Source organism: Nonomuraea montanisoli (assembly GCF_013363975.1).
GTDB classification, from domain to species: Bacteria; Actinomycetota; Actinomycetes; order Streptosporangiales; family Streptosporangiaceae; genus Nonomuraea; species Nonomuraea montanisoli.
Genome location: NZ_JABWGN010000002.1, coordinates 51892 through 74093 on the forward strand (window position 1 = coordinate 51892; position 22202 = coordinate 74093).

The 22202-nt window shown below is 72.2% G+C and carries 27 protein-coding genes, 1 tRNA gene and 1 pseudogene; 20 read left to right on the forward strand and 9 right to left on the reverse strand.

The annotated features are described in order from the left end of the window. The first annotated feature begins 37 nt into the window (after nucleotides 1–37). Nucleotides 38–490, forward strand: a complete 453-nt coding sequence (locus tag HTZ77_RS03770; RefSeq protein WP_175588030.1) for a hypothetical protein — start codon at nucleotides 38–40, stop codon at nucleotides 488–490. 20 nt (nucleotides 491–510) lie between these two features. On the opposite strand, the gene HTZ77_RS03775 is transcribed toward HTZ77_RS03770, so the two are convergent. From HTZ77_RS03775 to nhaA, 3 genes are read right to left on the reverse strand one after another with little or no spacing between them, the layout of a single operon-like run. After that, nucleotides 511–825 carry a hypothetical protein gene (locus tag HTZ77_RS03775; protein WP_175588031.1) on the reverse strand — a complete coding sequence of 105 codons (315 nt, stop codon included), beginning with the start codon at nucleotides 823–825 and terminating at the stop codon, nucleotides 511–513. Further along, nucleotides 822–1262, reverse strand: coding sequence for a hypothetical protein (locus HTZ77_RS03780; protein WP_175588032.1), 441 nt, complete (start codon nucleotides 1260–1262; stop codon nucleotides 822–824). The genes HTZ77_RS03775 and HTZ77_RS03780 overlap by 4 nt, the downstream gene beginning before the upstream one ends. 34 nt (nucleotides 1263–1296) lie before the next feature. Then, nucleotides 1297–3093 (reverse strand): Na+/H+ antiporter NhaA, encoded by a 1797-nt coding sequence (nhaA, locus tag HTZ77_RS03785; protein ID WP_175588033.1) that lies wholly within the window; start codon nucleotides 3091–3093, stop codon nucleotides 1297–1299. Nucleotides 3094–3293: 200 nt separating this feature from the next. Here nhaA and HTZ77_RS03790 point away from each other — a divergent pair, with 200 nt between their 5' ends. Beyond that, nucleotides 3294–4079: a neutral zinc metallopeptidase gene (locus HTZ77_RS03790; RefSeq protein WP_175588034.1), complete on the forward strand. Its 786-nt coding sequence runs from the start codon at nucleotides 3294–3296 to the stop codon at nucleotides 4077–4079. Nucleotides 4080–4085: 6 nt separating this feature from the next. Here HTZ77_RS03790 and HTZ77_RS03795 read toward each other — a convergent pair whose 3' ends face one another. Beyond that, the gene (locus tag HTZ77_RS03795; RefSeq protein ID WP_175588035.1) at nucleotides 4086–4595 is read right to left on the reverse strand and encodes a DUF523 domain-containing protein; all 510 of its coding nucleotides are present in this window, start codon (nucleotides 4593–4595) and stop codon (nucleotides 4086–4088) included. Between the two features lie 102 nt (nucleotides 4596–4697). Here HTZ77_RS03795 and HTZ77_RS03800 point away from each other — a divergent pair, with 102 nt between their 5' ends. The 5 genes from HTZ77_RS03800 (at nucleotide 4698) to HTZ77_RS03820 (ending at nucleotide 8362) form a co-directional block, all read left to right on the forward strand. Continuing rightward, nucleotides 4698–5063: a hypothetical protein gene (locus HTZ77_RS03800; protein WP_175588036.1), complete on the forward strand. Its 366-nt coding sequence runs from the start codon at nucleotides 4698–4700 to the stop codon at nucleotides 5061–5063. Continuing rightward, nucleotides 5060–5440, forward strand: a complete 381-nt coding sequence (locus HTZ77_RS03805) for a hypothetical protein (RefSeq protein WP_175588037.1) — start codon at nucleotides 5060–5062, stop codon at nucleotides 5438–5440. The genes HTZ77_RS03800 and HTZ77_RS03805 overlap by 4 nt, the downstream gene beginning before the upstream one ends. Nucleotides 5441–5471: 31 nt before the next feature. Beyond that, complete coding sequence (locus tag HTZ77_RS03810) at nucleotides 5472–6113, forward strand: SRPBCC family protein (protein WP_175588038.1); 642 nt, start codon at nucleotides 5472–5474, stop codon at nucleotides 6111–6113. 150 nt (nucleotides 6114–6263) lie between these two features. Continuing rightward, nucleotides 6264–7535 (forward strand): CynX/NimT family MFS transporter, encoded by a 1272-nt coding sequence (locus tag HTZ77_RS03815; protein WP_175588551.1) that lies wholly within the window; start codon nucleotides 6264–6266, stop codon nucleotides 7533–7535. Continuing rightward, nucleotides 7532–8362: an alanyl-tRNA editing protein gene (locus tag HTZ77_RS03820; RefSeq protein WP_175588039.1), complete on the forward strand. Its 831-nt coding sequence runs from the start codon at nucleotides 7532–7534 to the stop codon at nucleotides 8360–8362. The genes HTZ77_RS03815 and HTZ77_RS03820 overlap by 4 nt, the downstream gene beginning before the upstream one ends. 96 nt (nucleotides 8363–8458) lie before the next feature. On the opposite strand, the pseudogene HTZ77_RS48655 reads toward HTZ77_RS03820, so the two are convergent. Beyond that, nucleotides 8459–8896 (reverse strand): annotated as a pseudogene (locus HTZ77_RS48655) (hypothetical protein); the annotation flags it as partial. 265 nt (nucleotides 8897–9161) lie between these two features. Between HTZ77_RS48655 and HTZ77_RS03835 the strand changes: the two are divergent. From HTZ77_RS03835 to HTZ77_RS03845, 3 genes are all read left to right on the forward strand, one after another. After that, a complete protein-coding gene (locus HTZ77_RS03835) occupies nucleotides 9162–9728 on the forward strand; it encodes a Clp protease N-terminal domain-containing protein (RefSeq protein ID WP_175588040.1) in 567 nt (188 codons plus the stop codon). Between the two features lie 65 nt (nucleotides 9729–9793). Then, a tRNA-Ala gene (locus tag HTZ77_RS03840) sits at nucleotides 9794–9866 on the forward strand. 287 nt (nucleotides 9867–10153) lie between these two features. Further along, complete coding sequence (locus HTZ77_RS03845) at nucleotides 10154–10336, forward strand: hypothetical protein (protein WP_175588041.1); 183 nt, start codon at nucleotides 10154–10156, stop codon at nucleotides 10334–10336. Here the strand turns inward: HTZ77_RS03845 and HTZ77_RS48000 are convergent. From HTZ77_RS48000 to HTZ77_RS03860, 3 genes are all read right to left on the reverse strand, one after another. Beyond that, complete coding sequence (locus HTZ77_RS48000) at nucleotides 10300–10533, reverse strand: SDR family oxidoreductase (protein ID WP_328808399.1); 234 nt, start codon at nucleotides 10531–10533, stop codon at nucleotides 10300–10302. The genes HTZ77_RS03845 and HTZ77_RS48000 overlap by 37 nt on opposite strands. A 322-nt stretch (nucleotides 10534–10855) precedes the next feature. Further along, nucleotides 10856–11029 (reverse strand): SDR family NAD(P)-dependent oxidoreductase, encoded by a 174-nt coding sequence (locus HTZ77_RS03855; RefSeq protein ID WP_175588042.1) that lies wholly within the window; start codon nucleotides 11027–11029, stop codon nucleotides 10856–10858. Nucleotides 11030–11094: 65 nt separating this feature from the next. After that, entirely contained in the window at nucleotides 11095–11703 is a 609-nt protein-coding gene (locus tag HTZ77_RS03860; protein WP_328808400.1) for a cadmium resistance transporter, read from the reverse strand. Nucleotides 11704–11901: 198 nt separating this feature from the next. Between HTZ77_RS03860 and HTZ77_RS03865 the strand changes: the two genes are divergently transcribed. The 10 genes from HTZ77_RS03865 to HTZ77_RS03910 all read left to right on the forward strand — a co-directional run bounded on the left by HTZ77_RS03865 (nucleotide 11902) and on the right by HTZ77_RS03910 (nucleotide 18136). Continuing rightward, nucleotides 11902–12828 (forward strand): hypothetical protein, encoded by a 927-nt coding sequence (locus HTZ77_RS03865; RefSeq protein ID WP_175588043.1) that lies wholly within the window; start codon nucleotides 11902–11904, stop codon nucleotides 12826–12828. Nucleotides 12829–12833: 5 nt separating this feature from the next. Further along, nucleotides 12834–14033 (forward strand): SRPBCC family protein, encoded by a 1200-nt coding sequence (locus tag HTZ77_RS03870; protein WP_328808401.1) that lies wholly within the window; start codon nucleotides 12834–12836, stop codon nucleotides 14031–14033. A 28-nt stretch (nucleotides 14034–14061) separates the two neighbouring features. Further along, nucleotides 14062–14487 (forward strand): gas vesicle protein GvpJ, encoded by a 426-nt coding sequence (gene gvpJ / locus HTZ77_RS03875; RefSeq protein WP_175588044.1) that lies wholly within the window; start codon nucleotides 14062–14064, stop codon nucleotides 14485–14487. A 2-nt stretch (nucleotides 14488–14489) separates the two neighbouring features. After that, a complete protein-coding gene (locus HTZ77_RS03880) occupies nucleotides 14490–15287 on the forward strand; it encodes a GvpL/GvpF family gas vesicle protein (protein WP_175588045.1) in 798 nt (265 codons plus the stop codon). Nucleotides 15288–15293: 6 nt separating this feature from the next. Beyond that, a complete protein-coding gene (locus HTZ77_RS03885) occupies nucleotides 15294–15638 on the forward strand; it encodes a gas vesicle protein GvpG (protein WP_175588046.1) in 345 nt (114 codons plus the stop codon). Nucleotides 15639–15642: 4 nt separating this feature from the next. After that, the gene (gene gvpO, locus HTZ77_RS03890) at nucleotides 15643–16185 is read left to right on the forward strand and encodes a gas vesicle protein GvpO (RefSeq protein WP_328808402.1); all 543 of its coding nucleotides are present in this window, start codon (nucleotides 15643–15645) and stop codon (nucleotides 16183–16185) included. 2 nt (nucleotides 16186–16187) lie between these two features. Further along, a complete protein-coding gene (locus HTZ77_RS03895) occupies nucleotides 16188–16625 on the forward strand; it encodes a gas vesicle protein (RefSeq protein ID WP_175588048.1) in 438 nt (145 codons plus the stop codon). Then, nucleotides 16615–17469, forward strand: coding sequence for a GvpL/GvpF family gas vesicle protein (locus HTZ77_RS03900; protein ID WP_175588049.1), 855 nt, complete (start codon nucleotides 16615–16617; stop codon nucleotides 17467–17469). The genes HTZ77_RS03895 and HTZ77_RS03900 overlap by 11 nt, the downstream gene beginning before the upstream one ends. 65 nt (nucleotides 17470–17534) lie before the next feature. Then, a complete protein-coding gene (locus HTZ77_RS03905; protein WP_175588050.1) occupies nucleotides 17535–17810 on the forward strand; it encodes a gas vesicle protein in 276 nt (91 codons plus the stop codon). A gap of 5 nt (nucleotides 17811–17815) precedes the next feature. Further along, a complete protein-coding gene (locus HTZ77_RS03910; protein WP_175588051.1) occupies nucleotides 17816–18136 on the forward strand; it encodes a gas vesicle protein K in 321 nt (106 codons plus the stop codon). Nucleotides 18137–18163: 27 nt separating this feature from the next. Here the strand turns inward: HTZ77_RS03910 and HTZ77_RS03915 are convergent, their stop codons facing one another. After that, entirely contained in the window at nucleotides 18164–22189 is a 4026-nt protein-coding gene (locus tag HTZ77_RS03915; RefSeq protein ID WP_175588052.1) for a galactose-binding domain-containing protein, read from the reverse strand. Nucleotides 22190–22202 lie beyond the last annotated feature (13 nt).

Here is a 22202-nt window from a genome sequence, read left to right on the forward strand (position 1 = left end):
CACTACCTGTCAGTGACCTGGTCATAGGTTCGGCCGCGTGAACGACTTCGACTTCCTCATCGGCACCTGGAACGTCCGCAGCCGCCGCCTCGTCAGCAGGCTCACCGGCAGCGACGCGTGGGAGGAGTTCCCGGGCCGGTCCACCTGCGGACGGCACTTCGACGGCGCCGCGAACGTCGACGAGATCGCCTTCCCCGCGAAGGGCTTCTCCGGGCTGACCGTCCGGATCTTCAACCCCGCCACGGAACTGTGGTCCATCTACTGGGCCAGCAGCGCCCGGGGCGTGCTCGACCTGCCGCCCGTGGTGGGCCGGTTCGCGGGGAACCGGGGCGAGTTCTACGCCGACGACGAGCACGAGGGCACGCCCGTGCGCTGCCGGTTCGTCTGGCTGGTCCACGGCCCGGACTCCTGCCGCTGGGAGCAGGCCTTCTCGACGGACGGGGAGCAGACCTGGGAGACCAACTGGACGATGGACTTCACCCGGGCCTGATCCCCGTCCGCCGGGCCGGTCTACTGCTGGCCGGCCCAGAGGATCACGAGCAGGGCCACCGCGGCCAGCACCAGCAGGGCGCCGCCCGCCACGAGCACCCAGCGCACGCCCGGCGAGCGGGCGGGCTCGGCCTCGAACACCGGCACGTCGGGCAGCATGTCCGGCGTGTACGGCAGGCGGCGCGTGCCCGTGTCCTCCGCGAGCGACGGGTGCGGGGTGTGCCGGGGCGGCTCGGCCGGGGCCTGCTCATCGGAGGGCGGGCTCTGGGCCGGGACGGGGATGTGGACGGTCTTGCGGGCGTCGGGGTCCTCCGGGAGGGGGCGGTCGGCGGTCATCGGGGCTCCTGGCCGTACGGGGTGTGGGGCTGGTGCGGAGCGGGGGCCTCCCAGGCCGGGGCCTGCCAGGCCGCGGCGTGCGGGGAGGGGAGGTGCGGGAGGGGCGCCTCGGGGCCGGGGCGCGGGCGGCGGGCGACCACGGCCCAGACCAGCAGGCCGAGCCCCGTCATGGTGAGCAGCGCGTCGACCGCGCCGTGCAGCACCATGACGACCTGGAAGGTCTCCATGCCGCCGGCGCTCACCACCTGGGCGACCAGCATCGACCACACCAGGCGCAGGACCAGCGCGAGCAGCAGCACGACACAGCCCCACATGCCGATCGTGGCGGCCTTGCCGTGTTCCCGCCGGGCGCGGACCGTCAGGACGATGCCCGTGATCAGCGCCAGGGCGGGAAGGAGCGATAACAGGAACGCTATGGCGTTGTAGATCAGGCCCATGGTGGCTCTCCGCGGTGACTGGGGCTCGTGCCGTTTATACGGACTGTTCCTGTTCTTCCACCGCACGCGTGATCGACACCAGATCCAGGCCACCTTGGTAGCGGACGCCGTTGACGAACAGCGTCGGCGTGCCGCGCACGCCGCCCGCCCGGCCCGACTCCTCGTCCCTGGCGATGCGCGCCGCCTGTGCCGGCACGTCCGGGAACGGCTCCACGTCCAGCTCGGCGGCGTAGCGGCCGAGGTCGGCGTCGGTGAGGAACCGCTGGTTGGCGAAGAGCACGTCGTGCATCTCCCAGAACCTCCCCTTCCCCGCCGCCGCCTCGGACACCAGGGCGGCCGCCATGGCCCGCGGGTGCAGGGTGCGCAGGGGGAAGTGCCGGAAGACCAGGCGGACGTCCGGGTGTTTCCTGAGCAGCTCGTCCAGGATCGGCTCCAGGCGGCCGCAGTAGGGGCACTCGAAGTCGCCGTACTCCACGATCGTGACCTTGGCGTCGGCGGGGCCGCGCACGTGGTCGTCCGGCCCGACCGGCTCGGCGAGCAGGACGGGCAGCTCCTCCTCCGGCTCGGCCTCGGGCGGCGCGCACACGCCGCCCCGGTCCCACGCCAGCCGGAAGACGATCCAGCCGGTCAGCGCCGACAGCAGCGAACCGGCGAGGATGCCGATCTTGGCCTGGGCCTGCACGTCCGGGTCGGTGAAGGCGAGGTCCACGATGAACAGCGACACCGTGAACCCGATGCCCGACACTGCCGCCCCGCCGAGAAGCTGACCCCACACGAGGTTGCCCGGCAGCAGGCCCCAGCCGAGGCGCAGCGGCAGCCACGTGCCGAGCGAGATCCCGGCGAACTTGCCGAGCAGCAGCCCGGCCGCCACACCGATCGTGACGGGCGAGGTCGCCGCCTGGCGCAGCGTCTCGGCGTCGAGCCGGACGCCGGCGTTGGCCAGCGCGAACAGCGGCACGATCACGTAGGCGCTCCACGGCTGGAGCTGGAGCTGCAGCCGCTCGTTCACCGACACGGCCATCCGCACCTTGCGCGCCGCCTCGCGGGCGGCGCGGGCGTTCGGGTCGCTGGTGAGCCCCTGGACCGCCTCGCCGGCGGCCAGCAGCTTGTACTCGCTCGGCGCGTACACGAACACCAGCACGCCGAGCGCGATGCCGACCAGCGTGGGATGCACGCCGCTCTCCAGCGTGGCCACCCACAGGCCGAACCCGAGCACGATGTAGGCCGGCGCCCGCCAGATCCGCAGCCACCGCAGCGTCATGATGGCCGCGAGCAGCACCGCCGCCACCACCAGGGCGATCACCGACAGGTCGCGGGTGTAGAAGACGGCGATGATGATGATCGCCAGCACGTCGTCCACGATCGCCAGCGTGAGCAGGAACGCGCGCAGCGGCTCCGGGCAGCGGGCGCCCACCACGGCCAGCAGGCCGAGCACGAACGCGGTGTCGGTGGCGATCGGCACGCCCCAGCCGCCGGCGCCCGGCCCGCCCGCGTTCAGCGCGAGGTAGACGGCCGCGGGGACGATCATCCCGCCGAAGGCGGCCAGGGCGGGAACCGCGAGCAGCCGCCGGTCCTGGAGCTGGCCCAGCCGCACCTCGTACGACGCCTCCAGGCCGATCAGGAAGAAGAACAGCGCCATCAGGCCGTCGTTGACCCAGTGGCGCAGGTCGAGGGAGAAGACGGCGTCGCCGAACGACAGGCCCATGGGGATGTGCCAGAACGCCTCGTACGTGGCGCTCCACGGCGAGTTCGCCCACACGAGCGCGAGCAGCGTCGCGCCGAGCAGCACGCTCGTGCTGCCCGCCTCGGTCCTGAAGAACGCCCGCAACATTCCGATCCCCCCGGCGTCCGATGATAGGGGGCGTTCGCGCGCCGCCCGGAGGCGCGGTCCGGCGGGCGGCGTCGCGTCACCGGCGGAGCGGGCCGGAATTGACCACGGAATGACGCCGGAAAACAACTCTCGGAAAGGGCGGGAATTTTCCCGCTAATCCGCTTGCCCACTGCATGATCTTGGCCTTATCGTCGCGCCCCATGAGATTACGCGTGACCGCCGCGGCCGTCGCCCTCGCCGCCCTCTCGATGACGTTCCCGATGACCGGGACGGCGGTGGCCGAGGCCCCCGTCAAAGGCGCGGAACTGACCGCGCACCCGCTCTACGACAAGGGCGCGCTGCCCACGGTGAAGTGCGCGGAGCGGCCGGTCAAGGCCCGTGACCGGGCGTCCGCCCGGGCCTACGTCAACGGCATCGCCGCCTGCCTCGACGCCACCTGGGAACAGCACCTCACCGCCGCCGGACTGCCGTTCAGGAAGGTCCGGGTGAAGCATTACAGCCGCCTTCCCAAGAAGTACTGCGGAATGAAGACCGACTCCTACGATTCGATGGCGTACTACTGCAACAGAACGGACACCATCGCGTTCCAGATCGGCAAGGACTGGCTCGCGAATCCGTACGACCTGTGGCTCGCGGACATGACCGCCGGACTGTACGGCTATCACGTACAGAATGTGATCGGTATTGCGAAGGCGGTCGAGAAGGAGCCGTACCGGAACAAGACGCACTGGCGTGAGGTGATGCGGCGCGAGAGCCTGCAGACCGCATGCCTGGCCACGGCCTGGCTGAAGAGCGTGTGGCCGCTCGACCGGCGGACCCGGCGCGACTGGGACGACCTGCTGTCGCTGGTGCAGGGCGACGGGCGCGGCGAGCCGCGCTACTACGGCACGACGGGCACCATCAAGCGGTGGATGAGGCGCGGGTACGCCGCGGGGGACCCGGGGGCGTGCAACACGTGGACGGCGCCGGCCTCCCAGGTCTCCTGACGGCCGTCAGAGCGATCGGCCGCCGGTCTCCAGGGTGTCGAGGTAGGCGGCGGCCTCGGCGATCTGCTCCTCGGTGAAGACGCGGATGCCGTTGGCCTCCAGCAGCGCCGTGGTGACGCCCTGACCGGGCACGCGCTTCCCCTGGAAGGCGCCGTCGTAGATCGACAGCGCTCCGCAGGACGGGCTGCCCTCCTTCAACACCGCCAGCCGTACCCCGGAGGAACGGGCCGCGGACAGCGCCGACCGGGCGCCCTCCAGGAAGTGCGCGGTGACGTCGGAGCCGTCGGCGGCCACCACCCGGGCGGTGCCCGCCAGCACGGCGGCGCCGCCCGCGCCCGCCTCGATCTCGGCCGCGGGACGCGGGGTGGGCAGACCGCCCTCCACCTCGGGACAGAACGGCACCAGCCGCCCCTCCTCGCGCCATCCGGCCAGCCGCGTGTCGGAGCTCGTCTTGGCCCCGCCGTCGTACCGCACCCGCCGGCCCATCAGGCACGCGCTGACCAGAATCCGCTCCATGCCTCCGATCCTACGGACCCTCGCGCCGCCCGCGTCCGCCGCGTGGCCCCGTGGTCCCGCCGGATCCGGGGGCGGGGACGGCGGGCGATAGCCTTTTGCGCGATGAACACCACCGTGGCCACGATCGTCATCGCCGGCGCGCTGCTGCTCGCGCTGGCGAGCCTGGTCAACGCGATCCGTGACCGGCCCATGGGCATGGTCCTGCTCATCGGGTTCGCCGTGCTGGAGGTGGCCGTGCTCGTCCAGGCGGGCATCGTGATCGCGGCGGTCGCCGGGGGAGAGGGGGCGCACGTGTCCAAGGGCACGCTGTTCGGCTACCTCGCCGGCGAGGCGGTCATCCCGCCCGCCGGGGTGTTCCTGGCGCTGGCCGAGCGGAGCCGGTGGGGGTCGGGGATCCTCACCGTGGCGGGGTTCGCGATCGCGGTGATGACGGCGCGGCTGCTGCAGATCTGGCAGGGCATGCCGTGACCTCCCCGTCCATCGGCACCGGACCGGGCCGGGCGCTGCTGGCCGTCTACGGGCTGTTCGCGCTGGCGGCGGGGGCGCGGGCCACGGTGCAGATCCTCACCCGCTTCGGCGAGGCGCCCCTCGCGTACGCGCTGTCGGCCTTCGCCGCGCTCGTCTACATCCTGCTGACGGTCGCGCTGGCGCGCGGAGCGCGCCGGCTGGCGCTGGTGGCGCTGTTCGTGGAGCTGGCCGGGGTGCTGGTCATCGGCACGGCCAGCGTCCTGGACCCGGCCGCCTTCCCGGAGGCGACGGTCTGGTCGGTGTACGGCAAGGGCTACCTGTTCATCCCTCTCGTGCTCCCGTTCGTGGGCCTCTACTGGTTGCTGCGCAGGCGTTAGCGCCGGCCCTCCAGGGGCAGAGGCGAACACCATGAGCACGATCGAACACTCGGTAGACGTCAACGTTCCTGTCAGGGTCGCCTACAACCAGTGGACGCAGTTCGAGAGCTTCCCCGAATTCATGGAAGGGGTCGAGTCGGTCAAGCAGCTCACGGACACGCGCACCGCGTGGATCACCGAGATCGCCGGGGTGAAGCGCGAGTTCGAGGCCGAGATCTCCGAGCAGCACCCGGACGAGCGCATCGCCTGGCACTCGGTGGACAAGCCTCGGCAGGCCGGCGTGGTGACCTTCCACCGCATCGACGAGGACACCACCAAGGTCACGCTCCAGATGGAGTACGACCCGGAGGGGTTCGTCGAGACCGCCGGTGACTGGCTGCAGCTCGTACGCCTCCGTGTCCGCAACGACATGGAACGCTTCAAGCAGTTCATCGAGTCGCGCGGCGGCGAGACCGGCGCGTGGCGCGGCGATGTGCCGGGCCCGCACCAGCACGGCTCCAGCCTCGGCACCGGCGACTCGCTGGCCCCGCCCGGCTCGGGGGAGCCCGTGCCGCCCGGCACCGTGGGCGGCAGTGACTACCCGCCCGGCACCGGCACCAGCCCCACGCTCCCGCCGCCCGGGCCGCTCGGTCCGCACGACGACCCGCCCGCGGGTCCGCGCCCCGTCCTGTGACGGCAGGCAGGTCCTGAGGGGACGATCCCTTCGACAGCGAAGCCCCCGGTACGCCGGGGGCTTTGTCGTGCGTCAGGAATAAATGCCCGTTTTGGGGCTGTTAAGATTGCCATTCGTCCCATGATTTGATGAGTGGAGGATCTCCCCCAGATGAGCGTGCTCACCCATGAGTCCCGAGGCAGGACCGGCCCCCTCGCCTGGCTCCTGGTGCTGGGAATCGTCCTCGCCGCCCTGAACCTCCGCACGGCCGTGACCAGCGTGGGACCGCTGCTCGACCAGCTCGCCCAGGGTCTCGGCATGACGAGCGTCGGCACCGGACTCCTCACCACGCTACCCGTGCTCGCCTTCGCGACGGTGGGCGCGATCACCCCCACGCTGTCGCGGCGGATCGGCGAGCACCGGCTGCTCCTCCTCGCCCTCGTCACCCTCGGCGTGGGCCTGCTGGTCCGGGCGCTGGTGGGCTCCGCGCCGGTCTTCCTGCTGGGCAGCGCCGTGGCGCTGTCCGGCGGCGCCGTCGGCAACGTCCTCATCCCCACCCTGATCAAGCGCCACTTCCCGGCGCGCACCGGGATCATGACCACCGTCTACACGACCGCGCTCGCCGCCGGCACGATGCTGGCCGCCGCGGCCACCGTGCCGATCGAGCGCGCCTCGGGCGACTGGCACATCGCGCTCGGCGTGTGGGCGGCCCTGGCGGCCGTGGCCACCCTGCCGTGGCTCGCGCTGCTGCGCAGCGACCCGGCCCGCCGCCGGACCGGCGCGGACGGCGCCGAGAGCGCCACGCCCGGCGCCCCCGCCGGGCTGCGCGGGCTCGCCCGCAGCCGCCTGGCCTGGACGGTCGCCGTCTACTTCGGCACCCAGTCGATGATCGCGTACATCATGTTCGGCTGGCTGCCCACGATCCTCACCGACGGCGGCTACAGCACCGGCGAGGCCGGGTTCGTGCTCGGCGTCTTCACCGCGCTCAACATCCCCGTCTCGATCCTCGTCCCCGTCGTCGCCTCCCGCTTCCGCGACCAGCGGCCCGTGGTGGTCGGGCTCGTCGCGGCGTACACGGCCGGCTTCCTCGGGCTGTGGCTCGCGCCCGCCTCGACCGCCATGGTGTGGGTGGTCCTCATCGCGCTCGGCATGGGCTCGTTCCCGCTGGCGCTCATGATGCTGGGCCTGCGCACCCGCACCGCCGAGGCCACCGCGGCGCTGTCCGCCTTCGGGCAGAGCGCCGGCTACCTCATGGCCGGCGCCGGGCCGCTCGCCGTGGGCCTGCTGCGCGAGCTCACCGGCGGGTGGTCGCTGCCGTACGCGATGATCTTCGTCGTGCTGGCCGCGCAGCTCGTCACCGGCCTGTACGCGGGCCGGCGGCGCTTCATCGAGGACGAGCAGCGGGAACGCGTGGACGCCGAACCTGCGACAATCGCGGCGTGAACTCCACTGTCGTCACCTTCCCCGCGGGCCAGGTCAGCGGCCGCTCACCGATCGTCGGGACCGTGCCGGTGGGGGAGCGGCACGGCCTCGTCGTCGCCGAGACCCCCTTCCACCCCCTCGACCACACCTGGCCCGACCAGCCCGCCGACCGCGGCACGATCGGCGGGCTGCCGGTCGTCGACTGCGTGACCGGCGCCTGGTCGGACGGTGAGATCCACCTGGGGGCCGACATCCCGGCGCGGCGCGGCGCCGAGGGCTGGCAGTGGCTCGTCGTCCACGTCACCGACGCGCCTGTCCCGGTCGGCGAGAGCGTCGAGCTGGCCGTGGACCCCGCCCACCGCGCGGCCCTGTCGGCCGGGCACACCGCCTGCCACCTGGCCGCCTTCGCCCTGAACGCCGCGCTGGCCGGCCGCTGGCGCAAGGAGCCCGCCCTGGACGCGCTCGGTCATCCCGACTTCGACCAGACGGCGATCACCTCCTCGCGGATCGAACCCGACGCCAGCGTGGACGTCTACCGGCTCGGCAAGTCGCTGCGGAAGAAGGGCTTCACGGCCGACGGCCTCGACGCGGACCTCGCCGAGGTGGCCGCCGCGGTGAACGACCGGCTCAAGGCGTGGGTGGCGGCCGACGCCCCCGTACGGCTCGACGTGCCCGGCCCGGAGCTGACGGCCCGGCGTACCTGGCACTGCGCGCTGCCCGAGGGCGAGGCGTCGATCCCGTGCGGCGGCACGCACGTGACGCGCACCTCCGAGCTGGGGGCGGTCACGGTGGAGCTGGCCCTGGAGGAGGGCACCACCCTGACCATGCGCACCACCGTGACCCGCTGACCCGCCGGCCGGTCCGTCAGAGAAGGACCGGCCAGGAAGCACCCGCTTCCAGGCGTCCTCGCAGGCCGCCCGGTGCTCGCCGTACTCGGCGTCGGAGAAGCCGTGCGGCGCGCCCGGACAGGTGACCAGCTCGTGCCGCCCCCCGGCCGCCGTGAGCGCCGCGCCGAACTCCGTCACCTGCTCGGCGGGTATGCCCGCGTCCGCCCCGCCGACCAGTTCCGAGGAACGGCGCCGACAGCTCGTCCGCCTGCTGGGTCGGCCCCGGCCCGTACGGCCCCGCGATGCCCGGCACGCCGTAGAAGCGTCGGCCGCCTGGCCAGGCGTATCCGCCAGCTCTGCACCGACGCGGCGGACGACGACGTGTCGTTCGGCGAGCTCGCCGTCCTGTCCCGGCTGGACCGGGAAGGGGCGCTCACCTCGGCGCGGCTCGCCGCCCTGGAACGCGTCACCGCCCAGGCGATCGGCGCGATCCTCGGCGGGCTGCAGCGGCGCGGGCTCGTGTCCGCGACCCCGTCTCCCCGCGTACGTCAGCATATGGTGACAAACGCCGGCGTGTCAGCATATGCTGACGCCATGACCGCGAACGCCACCGATCTGGCCCGCGCCGCGGCCGACCCCGACCCCGGCGTGGGGCTCGCGGCGGTCGCGGCCCTCAGGACCCTGCTGGAGGAGCTGGAGGCGACGCACGTGTCCAACGCCCGGGACCGCGGCTGGTCCTGGGAGCGGATCGCCGACGCGCTCGGCGTGAAGCGCCAGACGGTCCACCGCAAGCACGCCCGCAGACTCGGAAGGTGACGCGATGCCGCCCCACGGACGCCCGGCCCAGCCCCGGGGCCTGGCCGATTTCACCCCGCCCGCGCGGCGGGCCATGGTCAGAGCCGGCATGATCGCGCTCGACGCCGGCCATCCGACGCTGACCACCGGAGTCCTCCTGCTGGCCCTCGCCGAGACGCGCCCCTTCGGCCTGGCCTCGTTCACCGCCACGCGCGAGGAGATCGGCGCCCGCGTCGACACGGGCCCGGACGCGCGGGCGCTGCTCGCCACGCTCGGCATCGACCTCGACGAGGTACGCCGCCGCACCCGCGCCGGCGCCGACGACCCGGAACGGTGGCGGCTCACGCGTTCGCCGCTGCGGCCGCTCAGGGTGACGTTGCACGGGCCGCTGGGGTCGATCCCGCTGGCCATGCACGCGCGCAAGGTGGTGGAGGTGGCCCGCTGGCGGCCGGGCCCGGTGACCGGCGAGAGCCTGCTGTGGGGCCTGCTGGCCGACGGCGCCAACGGCGCGGCGCGGATCATGCGTGCCGCGGGGGTGGACCTGTGCGCCCTCGCGCTGGAGCTCGGCGTGCCGGTCCGGCGGGCGGCTTAGCGCGTGGTTCCCGTTCGGGTGGCGCGGGGAGGCCGGCATCTCCGATACACTTGGCGAGGAATCAAGGGGCTATGGCGCAGTTGGTAGCGCGCCTCCATGGCATGGAGGAGGTCTGGGGTTCGAATCCCCATAGCTCCACCCTGGCTGATAAGGCGGCACTCGTACGGGTGCCGCCTTCTGCTTTCCCATCGCCGTCCCTGCGAACTGTGGTACACCGTGGTACGCGGCAATAACCTTGGGCTGTGGCTGCTTCGGTAGCGTCATGCGCGGCCTGCGCGAGGGGACGCGGTACATCTTGACGATCCAGCGTCGCCGGTTCGTTTCCACGGCTGAGGCGCAGGCTGTCTTCGCCACCGCCCCGGCGGTTCGAGTAGGCGGTTCAGCGCCGCGCGATCGGCGGCGAGAGCGGTGACGTGCAGACGGTGATGGCGCGCGCTGTGGACATGTGCCTGTACGCGTTCGGCGGCGTCAGCCTCTGGTTCGGCTACCTCGTCAGCCCGCTCAGGTACGACGCGGTCGGCCCCGGCGCGGACAGCCCGCCATACCTGCCGACCGTCCACGAGCCCCGGCGTCACACCGTTCGCAGCATGCCGCCGTCGATGAAGTAGGTCGAGCCCACGGAGTAGCTCGCGCGGTCCGAGCAGAGGAAGACCAGGAGGTTCGCGACCTCCTCCGGTGTGGCGAAGCGGCCGATGGGGGCGTGCTCGCGGGCGACGTCGTCGAGGTGGCGCCGCCAGCCGTCGCCGCTGAGCTCCTTCGCCGTCTTCGCCCGGTGATGTCGGGATGGGCCGGATAGCGGCCGCACGACCGCGTCAGGGGTAGCGAGGACTACTGAATTGACCCGCCAGGGGAGTGCTTCCCTGATACTGTCCTTTCGCGCTTCTCAAGAGCGCCGGTCAGGGCTTGGCCGTCGCCTCCTCCCATTATCTCAGAAGGGGAAGCGAGAAGCCGCTTCCTCTTGGGAGCGGAGGAGTCACGACGTGCAGGTCCCAGTGCGCCTGCCATGTCATACCGGGCGCTTCGACGATGGTCTCGTTGGGACGCGCCCAGGTTGTCGGCGAGGATGTGGGTGCCCTCGAAAGCGCCCTCGGCAGCCTCGGTCGGCGTTGCCGTGCCCTCGCTCGTCGCTATGTCGTGGGGCGGGGGCACGACGCGCGCGCCTCGCGGTCGAGGCGGTCGGCGCCCCGCGCCGCGAGCACCAGGTGCGCCCCCTCGGCGGCCAGCCCCCGCGCCACCGCGAGGCCGATCCCCGAGCTGCCGCCCGTGACGACGGCGACCTTGTCAGCCAGCCCCAGTTCCACGAGACCTCCAAGGAGACGGTTCCCTCCCCGCCTCCTACCCACCGTGCGGGCCCCGCGGTGTGGCGTCAGCCGAAGGAGAGCACGTCGGACTCCAGGACGATGAGGGCGCCGATGGTCATGAAGACGAACGGGACGATCCAGTGGCCGTACCGCTCGACGACCTCGATGACCTTGTGGTGCGAGCCGAGCCAGGAGCCCGCCAGGCACCACAGGGCGACGCCCGCGGCGAACACCGCGATCGTCACCAGCGACGACACCGGGCCGATCGCGCGGAACACCGGCGTGTAGACCGACAGGTTGTCCGCGCCGTTGGCGATGGTCACGCCCGCCACCGTCAGCATGCCCGACGCGACCGCCGGCGGGGGCGGGTCGCCGCCGGTGTCCTTGCGGGAGCGCACGGCCGCGACGAGCCCGCGCACCCCCAGGGCGAACGGGAGGAGGCCGAGCAGGCCCACCCAGCGGTCCGGGACGACCGTCAGGCCGAGCGCCGCGACCGCCGACAGGCCCACCAGGGCGGCGATCCCGGTGTACTGGCCGGCCCAGATCTGCCACGGGCGGGGCACCCCGTTGGCGCGGGACGACAGGAACAGGACGGTGAGGACGACGAGGTCGTCCACGTTCGTGCCGGCGAACATCCCGGCGGCCGTGACGAGGGTGCCCGCGATGCCGTCCACGACGGCCGAACCTATCGCGGCGCGAGGGCGGGGAGCGGGGCGGGGACGGGGCTTCTGGCGGGCTTCTTAAACCTCGGGGTGACCGAGCGTCAAGTCTGACCGTTTTCTCCCAGTAAGTGTTTCCTTGTCCCTTTGTCGGGCAGCCATGGGGCAGACCGGCCGCCGCCAGGCCGGGTGCCGACAGAAGGAGCGCGTGTCATGAGTGACAGGTCCAGAGTGGCGCTCGCCCTCGCCATGGGCTACTGCCTTGGCCGGCGGCGCAAACTTCGCATGGCGGCCGCTCTGGCAGCGGCGGGGGCGGCGGGCCGGCTGCGCAAGAACGGCGGCGGCGGACTGCTGCAACAGGGCCTGAAGGCGCTCGGCACGTCCCCCCAGATCGAGGAGATCACCAACCGGCTCCGGGGCGAGCTCCTGGAGGTCGGCAAGGCCGCCGCCATGGCGGCCGCGAGCAAGCAGGTGGAGAACCTCACCTCCAGGCTGCACGACCGCGCCGAGACGCTGCGGCACCCGAGTCCGCCGAGCCCTCCGGGCCCGCTGCGCCGCCGAGGCCGCGCGCGGCCCTCCGACGAGCGCGAGGAGGAAGAGGACTACGAGGGCGAGGAAGACGAGTTCGAGGACGAAGAGGGCGAGGAGCCCGAGGAGGGCGCGGAGCCCGAGGACGAGTACGAGGAGGAGGAAGAAGAGGAAGAGGAGGAGCCCGCCGAGGAACGGCGGCGCGGGCAGGGCACCCGGGTGCGGGCGCAGGGCGCGTCCGGCGGGTCGCCCGTGAGCCGGGCCGCCACGGCCGGCACCTCGGGGGCGAGGTCGGCGGTCGGCAGGGTCTCCGGGACCGCGCCCCGGTCGTCGGGCGCCAAGACGTCCACCGGCAAGGCCGCGACCGGCAAGTCCGCGACCGGCAAGGCGTCGACGTCCCGGTCGTCCGCCTCCAAGTCCTCCGCCTCGGGGACGTCCCGGTCCTCCGCGAGCAAGTCCTCGGGGAGCAAGTCCTCGGCAGGCAAGTCGTCGGCGGGCAAGTCCTCCGGCAGCCGGTCGTCCGGCGGCGAGGAGAAGGCGGGTGCCCGGCCGGTCCGGCGCAAGGCCGAGTCCGGCGAGAAGGGCACGCAGGCCAGTAGGACGCGGAGGTGAGCCAGGTGGCTGACGCATCGAGGGCCGGGGCCGACGAGTCCGCCAGGGAAGGTCCCGGGAACGAGGTCGTCGACGCTCTGCAGGACCTCGCCATGGCCCTGGCCGAGCGGGCCCTGGGCTCCATCACCGAGAAGCTGGAGGAGATGACCGATCGGCTCACCGACGTCGCCGAGGGCGACGGCTCGGGGCTGCTCCAGGCCATCACCGGAGGCGCCGGCTCGGGGCTGCTCGGCACGCTCACCGGCAAGGACGGCGGCGGGTTCTCGCCCGGCAAGATGCTGCTGAAGGGGGCGACGAAGGCCGTGACGGGCTCCATCGGCGAGAAGATCGGCGGCCTGTTCGGCAAGGGCAAGGGCGGCAAGGGCGGCAAACGGAAGCTCAAGCTGACCCACATCTTCGAGACGATCGACATCGGCGCGCCGATCCGCATCGTCTACAACCAGTGGACGAAGTACGAGGACTTCCCGACCTTCACCAAGAAGGTGGACAGCGTCAGCCAGGAGTCCGAGGAGAAGGTCTCCTGGAAGGCGCAGGTCTTCTGGTCGCACCGGACCTGGAAGTCCACGATCCAGGAGCAGATACCGGACGACCGCATCATCTGGCGTTCGGAGGGCCCCAAGGGCTGGGTCGACGGAGCCGTGTCGTTCCACGAGCTCGCCCCGAGCCTGACCCGGGTCATCGTGGTCCTCGAATACCACCCGCAGGGGCTGTTCGAGCGTACGGGCAACCTCTGGCGGGCCCAGGGCAGGCGGGCGCGTCTGGAGCTCAAGCACGTGGCGCGGCACGTCATGAGGAACGTCATGCTGCACCCCGACGAGATGGCCGACGACGGCTGGCGCGGCGAGATCCACGACGGCGAGGTCACCAAGGACCACGAGACCGCCATGCGCGAGGAGCGGGAGCGCGAGGAAGGCCGAGAGGGCGAGGAGGAGCCCGAGGAGTACGAGGGCGAAGAGGGCGAGTACGAGGGCGAAGAGGGCGAGGGGGAAGGCGAGGAGCCCGAAGAGGGCGAGGAGGAGGAAGAGGAGGAGGAAGAGGAAGAAGGCGAGGAGGAGCCCGAGGGCGAGGAGGAAGAGGAGGAGCAGCCGGTCGGCCGGGCCGGCGAGGACGAGGAGGGCGAGGAGGGCGAGGAGGAAGAAGAGGAAGAGGAGGAGGCGCCGCGGGCGCGGCGTCCCGCGCGTCGCCGGACGGCCGCCCGGCGCTGATGAGCCGTGAGGATCGAGGAGTGAGCGTATGACCATCCAACCCGCGGGCGGCGGTGGGGGAATAGCACAGCGCCCCTCCGCGTCGGGCCTGGCCGACGTGATCGACACCATCCTGGACAAGGGCCTGGTGATCGACGCGTACGTGCGGGTCTCCCTGGTGGGGATCGAACTGCTGACCATCGACGCGCGGATCGTGGTGGCGAGCGTCGACACCTATCTGCGCTTCGCCGAGGCCGTGAACCGGCTGGACATCTCCGAACAGGGCGGTCAGGGTCTGCCCGAGCTGATGCAGAACATCAAGCAGAACAAGGTCTCCCGCGAGGGCAAGAGCGCCGCGCAGGGAGTGCTGGAGGCCGCCGCGGAGAAGCTCGACGACCTGATGGGCGGCTCCGGGGACGAGAAAGAGGAGATCGAGGCGCGGCCCAGCCGCCGGCGTCGCAGGGGGGAGAGCTGATCATGACGGACACCTCCACACGCGGGCAGGAGGGGCAGGAGTCCGCACCGGACACGGGAGTGGGCGTCTACCTGTACGGGATCGTGCCGGCCGACGTGCAGGTGTCGGAGGAGGCGCACGGCGTGGGCGACCCGTCCACCGCGGTGACGCTCGTACGGCACGGTGAGATCGGCGCGCTGGTCAGCGAGCTGGCCCTGGGCCGTCCCCTGGGCACGCCCGACGACCTCATGGCGCACGAGCGGCTGCTGGACGCCACCGCGGCCGAGGTGCCGGTGCTGCCCATCCGCTTCGGCGCGGTGATGACCAGCACCGAGGCGGTCGTCGAGGAGCTGCTCGCGCCGCACCACGACGACTTCCGTACGGCGCTGGAGGAGCTGGAGGGCCGCGCCGAGTACGTCGTCAAGGCCCGTTACGTCGAGCAGGCCGTCCTCAGGGAGGTGCTGGAGGAGCAGCCGGAGGCGGCGCGGCTGCGCGAGGAGGTGCGGAGCCTGCCCGAGGACGCGAGCCGGGAGGCGCGCATCCAGCTCGGCGAGCTGGTCAACGGGGCCGTCAGCGCCAAGCGCGAGGCCGACACGCAGGAGCTCCTGGAGGCGTTGGCGCCGGTCTGCGTGCTGACGTCCGTGCGCGAGCCCACCCACGAGCAGGACGCCGCGCACATCGCGCTGCTCGTCGAGCTGGACCGGCAGGACGACCTGGAAGCGGTCCTGGACCGGTTCGCCGCGCGGTGGGAGGGCCGGGTCCAGATCCGGCTGCTCGGGCCGCTGGCGCCGTACGACTTCATCGTCACGCCGGCGGGGTGAGGGCGCATGGGCCTGTTCGGTCTCCTGTTCGGCTGGCCGCTGGCGCCGATCAAGGGAGTGATCCGGCTCGGTGAGCTGATCCAGGAGCAGGTCGAGCGCGAGATGAGCGACCCGGCGGCGGTGCGGCGCGAGCTGGAGGAGATCGAGCGGGCCGCGGCCGAGGGACTCATCTCCGAGGAGGAGCAGGAGGAGCGGATGCGCGAGGTCCTGGAGCGGATGATCGGCCCGCCCACCGGAACGGGCCCCGCCGAAGCCGGGTACGACCCCGGCGAAGCCGGATACGGCCCCGCCGAAGACGCTCCGGGCGAACGCGGATCGGGCGATGGCGGCCCGGGTGAGGTCAGGAGGTGATCGCGTGCCGGCCAGGCGACGCAGCCGCGCGGGCGACGTGTCCGAGCGCGAGCGGGACGATCTCCCCCCGGACGAGGACGCCGTGGACGACGAGGACGAGCGGCCCGCCGAGAACGACGAGGACTACGAGGACGAGCCGTCCGGCGAGGACGACGAGGACGACGACTACCAGGACGAAGAGAACGAAGAGGACGAAGAGGGCGACGGAGGCTACGACGACGACTACGAGGCCGAGGACGACTACGTGGAGGAGCGGCCGCGGCGACGCGGGCGCCGGCTGTCCGCGGCGACCGCCGGCGAGGCCGGGCTCCGGCACATCGCCGAGCTGACGTCCCGCGAACCCGAGGGCGTCACGCTGGTCAAGCCCTCCGACGGCGGCGGCGGCGGGTGGACGGTGGGCGTCGAGGTGGTGGAGGACCGCCGGATCCCGTCGTCCGGCGACATCCTCGCGTTGTACGAGGCCGAGCTGGACCCGGAGGGCGGCCTGCTCTCCTACCGGAGGCTGCGCCGCTACCGGCGCGGCAGCGGCGACAGCGAGAGGGGTTGACCGTGGAGCCAGCGCGGACGGGAATCGGGCGGCAGGCCTACCCCTCGTCCTCCGGCGGCCGCGAGCCGACCAACCTGGGGGACATCCTGGAACGCGTCCTCGACCGGGGAGTGATCATCGCCGGTGACATCCGGGTGAACCTCCTCGACATCGAGCTGCTGACGATCAAGCTGCGGCTGATCATCGCGTCGGTGGACACGGCGCGGGAGATGGGCATCGACTGGTGGGAGCACGACCCGTGGCTCACCGGCAAGGACCGTCACCTGCTGGAGGAGAACCGCCGGCTGCGCGACCGGGTCGCCGAGCTGGAGGAGGGCTATCCGCGCGAGGTCGAGGGACGTTCCCGCCGGCGCGCCGTCGAGGGCGAGGTGGAGGGGCGTTCCCGCCGGCGCGCCGTCCGCGGCGAGGTGGAGCGGGAGGAGGACGACCGTGGCCGCTGACCCGGGTTCGGGCACGTACCTCTACGCCGTCGCCGCCGAGGCGGACCCGGGCCGCGAGGCCGCGCTCCCTCAGGGCGTCGTGGGGGGTGAGGTGCGGGCGATCGGGCGGGCCGGGCTGGTCGCGTACGTGAGCACCGTGCCGCTCGACCAGTTCGGCGAGGAGCCGCTGCGGCGGTCCATGGAGGACCTCGACTGGCTGGAGGAGACCGCGCGCGCCCACCACGGCGTCGTCGAGGCGGTGGCGCGGGAGGCTGCCGTGGTGCCCGTGCGCCTGGTCACGGTCTACAGCGGCGACGCGCAGGTGTGGGCGCTGCTGGAGGAGCGGCACGACGACTTCGCGCGGGCGCTCGCCCGCGTGGCCGGGCGGCAGGAGTGGGGCGTGAAGGTGTACGCCGCGCCGGGGGAGGAGGCGGGCGAGCGGGCCGCCGGTGAGGAACCCTCCGGTGAAGGTGAAGGTGAAGGTGAAGGTAGAGGTGAAGGGGAGGGCGGGAAGACGCCGGAGCGGCCCGGCACGGCGTACCTGAAGCGGCGCCAGCAGCAGATCCGCGGCCGCGAGGAGGCGTGGCGGCGGGCCGGCGCCCGCGCCGAGGACATCCACGGCGCGCTCAGCTCCATCGCGGTCGCGAGCCGCCGCCACCGCGCCCAGGACCCGCAGCTGTCCGGACGCCCGGAGTCGATGGTGCTGAACGGCGCCTACCTGGTGGACCGGGAGCGCGGCGAGGAGTTCGCGCGGGCCGTGGAGCGGCTGCGCGGGCCGGGCGGCGACGTGCAGCTCACCGGTCCCTGGGCGCCGTACTCGTTCGCCGTGCTGGACGACGACGGCGGGCTGCGGGAGGGAGTCTGACGTGACGCGCGAGTCCGCGGGAGGGAGCCTGACGTGATGTGCGAGGCCGCGGGAGGGGATCCGAGGTGACGTTCGAGGAGACGCGCGGGGCCGCGCTCGCCGCCGAGGGGCGGCTGCCGTCCGAACGGGTCGCCCTGGTCGACCTGCTGGACCGGCTGCTGGCCGGCGGCGTGGTCGTGAGCGGGGACCTCGTGCTGTCGATCGCGGACATCGACCTCGTCCGCATCTCGGTCCGGGCGCTCATCATGTCGATCCGCGAGTCCGAGCCGATCCGCGCCTATGAGCCGGTACGGGGGTACGCGACACGGACGGACCACGACCCGTACGAGCGCGGGGACTGAGCGTCATGGACGAGCCCGTACGGGAGGTGCGTTCGCCGCGCCTGCGGATCGAGGCCGACCGGGAGGCGGTCGAGCGCGACCTGTCGCGGCTCGTGCTCACGCTGGTGGAGCTGGTGCGCCAGCTCGTCGAGCGGCAGTCCGTACGCCGCATGGAGGAGGGCGACCTGTCCGACGAGCAGGTCGAGGTGCTCGGCATGACGCTGATGCGGCTGGAGGACGCCATGACCGAGCTGTGCGACCGGTTCGGCCTGTCGCCCTCCGACCTCAACCTGGACCTCGGCCCGCTGGGCACGCTCCTCCCCGAGGAGGACCGGCGGGAGCGTTGACGATCCGGGGCCGGGCTCACCCGGCCGTCACTGGACCGTCACGGTCGCCCGGGCCTGCACGGTGGTGCCCGCCACCGTGCCGGTCACCGTGAACGTCCCCGGCTGGGCGTACTCCTCCGGGCCGACCGCCTCCCAGGTGACGGCCACGGAGCTGTCCTTCGACCCGTCGTTGCAGGTCGCGACGACCGTCCCGGGCAGCGACGGCGCCACCCCCGCCCGGGTCGTGACCGCCTCCTCGGCGATCGAGGTGATGGTCACCGCCGCGGTCGTCCGGACGTACACGATGGCCTGGGCGGGTTGCCGGACGCCCTCGGCGAGCCCGGCGACGGTGAAGCTGGTGCCGCCGGTCCTGACCTGCTCGGGCGTGACCTGCTGCCAGGTGACGGCGGCCGAGCTGCGGGCGCCGTCCGCGTACAGGGTCTCTACGGTGGCCGGCAGCTCGGGCAGCGTGCCGGCCAGGGTGGGGACGTGCACGGGGCGGACGGAGTCCGGCGGCACCTCGTACGCCTTGACCTCCAGCAGCCCGACCGACGCCCCTCCGGCCTCCAGTTGGACGCGCAGCCTCGAGGTCGTGACCGTGTCGAAGGACACGGTGTTGTAGGCGTCGACCGCGGTCGGGTAGGAGGCGACGCCGGTGACGTCCTCGAAGGAGTCCCCGTCCCACCGCTGGACCTTCCACGAGGCGGGCACGCGCACGCCGCCGCCGTCGTCGAAGAAGTACACGTCGGCCTTGTTCAGCCGCACCGGCGCCGGCCAGTCGAGCTGCACCCACTGCGTGCCCTGCTGCGGCCAGGTGCCCCAGCGCGGGTTGGCGCCGTCGTCGGAGCGCGGCGGGTCGACGCCGTCGTTGACGGCCGTCACCTTCTCCCAGGGCGAGGTGTAGGAGGCGGTGGGCGTGGCCCTGGGCGCCACGTTCACCTGCTGGGCCTGCGCGGTGGCGGTCACGGTCACGGTCGCCGAGCCGCTCTTCTCGCCGTCGGAGGCGGTGAGCCGCAGCCGGTAGGTGCCCGGCTCGGAGAACGAGACGACCGTGCTCGTGCCCGTCGGGTCGGTGAAGAACGCCTCGCCGGGCCCGTCCGCCTTGGCCCACTGGGTGGTGAGCCGGCCCGACGGCAGCGCGTCGTCCTTGACCGTCGCGTCGATCCTGGCCTGGCCCGGGCGGCTGAAGGCGGGATCGGCGACGGCCACCACGCTCGGCGCCCGGTTGGCGGCCGAGCCGGCGTCGGCGCCCGTCCGGTACGCCTGCACCTCCTTCAGGCCCGTCGCGTAGCCGGGCTGGTGCGTGACCAGGACCCGCAGCCGGCGCGCGGTGACGGCGGGGAAGCCGACCTCGTTGAGGTTGGCCCGCGGGTAGGCCGGCTTCCTGGCCTGTCCGGGCACGTCTTTCCAGGTGTCGCCGTCCTGGTACTGCACCGTGTAGAAGGCGGGCTCCCGGTGCCCGCCGGCCTTGCGGTCGTTGAAGAAGTACAGCCTGAGCCGGTCGACCTGCTGCGCCGAGCCGAGGTCCACCTCCAGCCAGTCCTGGGGCTTGCCCGACCCCTTGCTGTCCCAGTACGGCTCGTTGATCGTGAACCCGTCCACCGCCCCGGCCGGGTCGCCGTGGGAGGCGGTGGCCGTCCTGACCAGGTCGGGCCGGGTGGAGCGCAGGTCCACGCCGGCCTTCTGGAACAGGTCCTCGACGCGGTCGCCCGAGAGCTCCACCTGGACGGGGGCCTTCATCGAGGCCGCCTTCTCGGCGTGCACCACCTGTCCGCCCTCGACCTCGCCGGTGGCCGGGTCCCAGGTGGCGTGCGCGAGCCCGGACAGGGTGACCTTGCGCTTGCCGTCTACCAGGATCGAGTACCCCTCGGGCACCCCGGCGTAGTGCCGGGTGCCGTCGCCCGGCTTGTCCCAGACGATGGTCAGGTCCTTGCCGCGGTAGTCGACGCCGTTGACGGTGAAGTGGTCCCAGCCGATGTCGACCGGCCACAGCTCCACCTTGCCGTCGGAGCGCGGGCGCAGGCCCATCACGTCCTCGATGACGGTCCAGTTGCTGCTGCCGAGGATCGTGTGGTGGATCCAGGAGCGGTAGCCGATGGTCTTGGTGTCCTGGTTCCAGTCGGCCCAGAACTCGTTGGCGTCGGGGTAGCGGGTGTCGCCGCCGACGTACTGCGACCAGGCGTTCCAGTACAGGAGCTGCTTGTACTGCTCGGCCGTGATGTACGGCGACTGGTACTGGCGCAGCGCCTTGCCGAACAGCGCGAAGTTCCGGGTCGAGTTGATCTGCGAGAAGTTGTTCGAGCCCGGGTTGCCGGCCGCGGCGGCCTCCGCCTTGTCCTTCTGGTTGGCGGTATAGGCCGGGAAGATCGGATATTCCGCAGGATCTGCCCACAAACGGAGCGCCTCCCGATATTTCGGGTCGTCGGTGGGCACCAGGCCGGTCGCGTACGGGATGTAGTTGTTCGACTCCTTCCACGGGATCAGCTTGCCCGTCTGCAGGTCACGGTGCTTGAACAGCTTGTCCTGCTCGTCCCACAGCAGGGTGAGGATGCCGTTCCTCACCTTGTCGGCCACGCCGCGCATCTCGGCGGCCTTGGCCGTGTCGCCGGTCAGCTCGTACGCCTGCGCCGCCGCCGTCGCGTTGGCGTAGACGTAGGCGCCTTCCAGCCGCTCGTTGGCCCGCCCGTAGTAGTGGAACGACACCGCGTCGGCGTCGTTGCCGGTCATGTACTCCCGGTCGTACTCGATGACCCCGTTGTGGTCGGAGTCGTACGCGCCGAGCTGCCCGTACACGTCCTTCTCGGCGTAGCGGGCGAGGTTGCGCAGGATCGCCGGCTGGCCGCCGTGGATCTGGTAGCTCTCCAGCGCCGCCGCCGAGATGTACTGGGTGTAGCTGTTTGACCAGTTCTCCGGATCGCCCGGGTTGTCGGTGTACGTGGAGTTGCGCGACACCTCACCGGCCGACACCCACGGCCCGTACGAGTAGATCGGGTCCCGCAGGTACTTCAGGTCCTGCACGAACATCGGGACGGTCAGCACGATCGCGTTGTTGTAGCCCAGCGCGCCCTCCACCGACGTCGGGAACTGGTAGTCGTTCCCGGGGATGTCGGCGTCGAGGAAGTTGAAGCGCATGAGCCACCAGCGGTAGTACACGAACTTCTTGATGTTCTCGTCCGGCACGTCGATGTAGGGGATGTTCCGCGCCCACCAGGCGTTGTAGTCCTGGAGCTGGCGGCGCAGCGCCTGTTCCGGCGAGCGGCCCCGGTAGCCGTCGTACTCCGAGCGCGAGGCGGGCAGCTCGTCGGTGACGAAGCCCATCTGCACCTTGGCGCGCACCGTCCCGCCGGGGGCGACCGTGACCGAGCCCTTCAGCGTGCCGTCCGACGCCTTCAGCCCGTCACCGCTGAGCCTGGGGAAGACCGTGGTCAGCCGGTTCCTGGCGAACACGGCGCCGGTCAGCTCCCGGTCGCCGTCCGCGGTCCTGGCGTACGGGGAGGTCACCGTGATGGGGACGTCCTTGGCCGCCGATCCCGTGTTGGTGATCTCCAGCGTCGTCACGGCGACGTTCTCGTGCGTGATGAACTTCTTCACGCCGACCGCGAGCCCGTCCCCGGTGTAGCGGCCGCTCCAGTGGCTGGGCATCTGCAGCCGCCTGGAGACGTCCTCGTTCAGGTCGGTCCCGAACGAGATCGTGTACGCGTCGCGGTTGTCGATGCTCTCCCAGTACGCGACGTGCCCGCCGAAGCCGATCTTCCTGGGGTCGTGCTCCTTCATGAACAGCGCCCGGCCGCGCGACATCAGCCAGGTGCCCGCCGGGTCGTCACCCGGCCGGGCCAGCATGCGGTCGATCCAGTAGGAGTCGCCGCCCTTCTCCTTCCGGTAGATCTCCGCCATCATCCTGCGCGGGTCGTAGCCGGCGGGCTCGTCGGGCACCGGGTCCGCGCCGGTGAAGGCCGGCATGCCCAGCGGGTCCTGGGCTGTCCGCGCCGCCTGCGCGGAGGCGGCCGGCGGGGTGCCGGCGAGCAGGCCGCCCGCCAGGGTCAGGGCGACCAGACAGGGCAGGGTTCTACGCAAGGGGTCTCCTCCA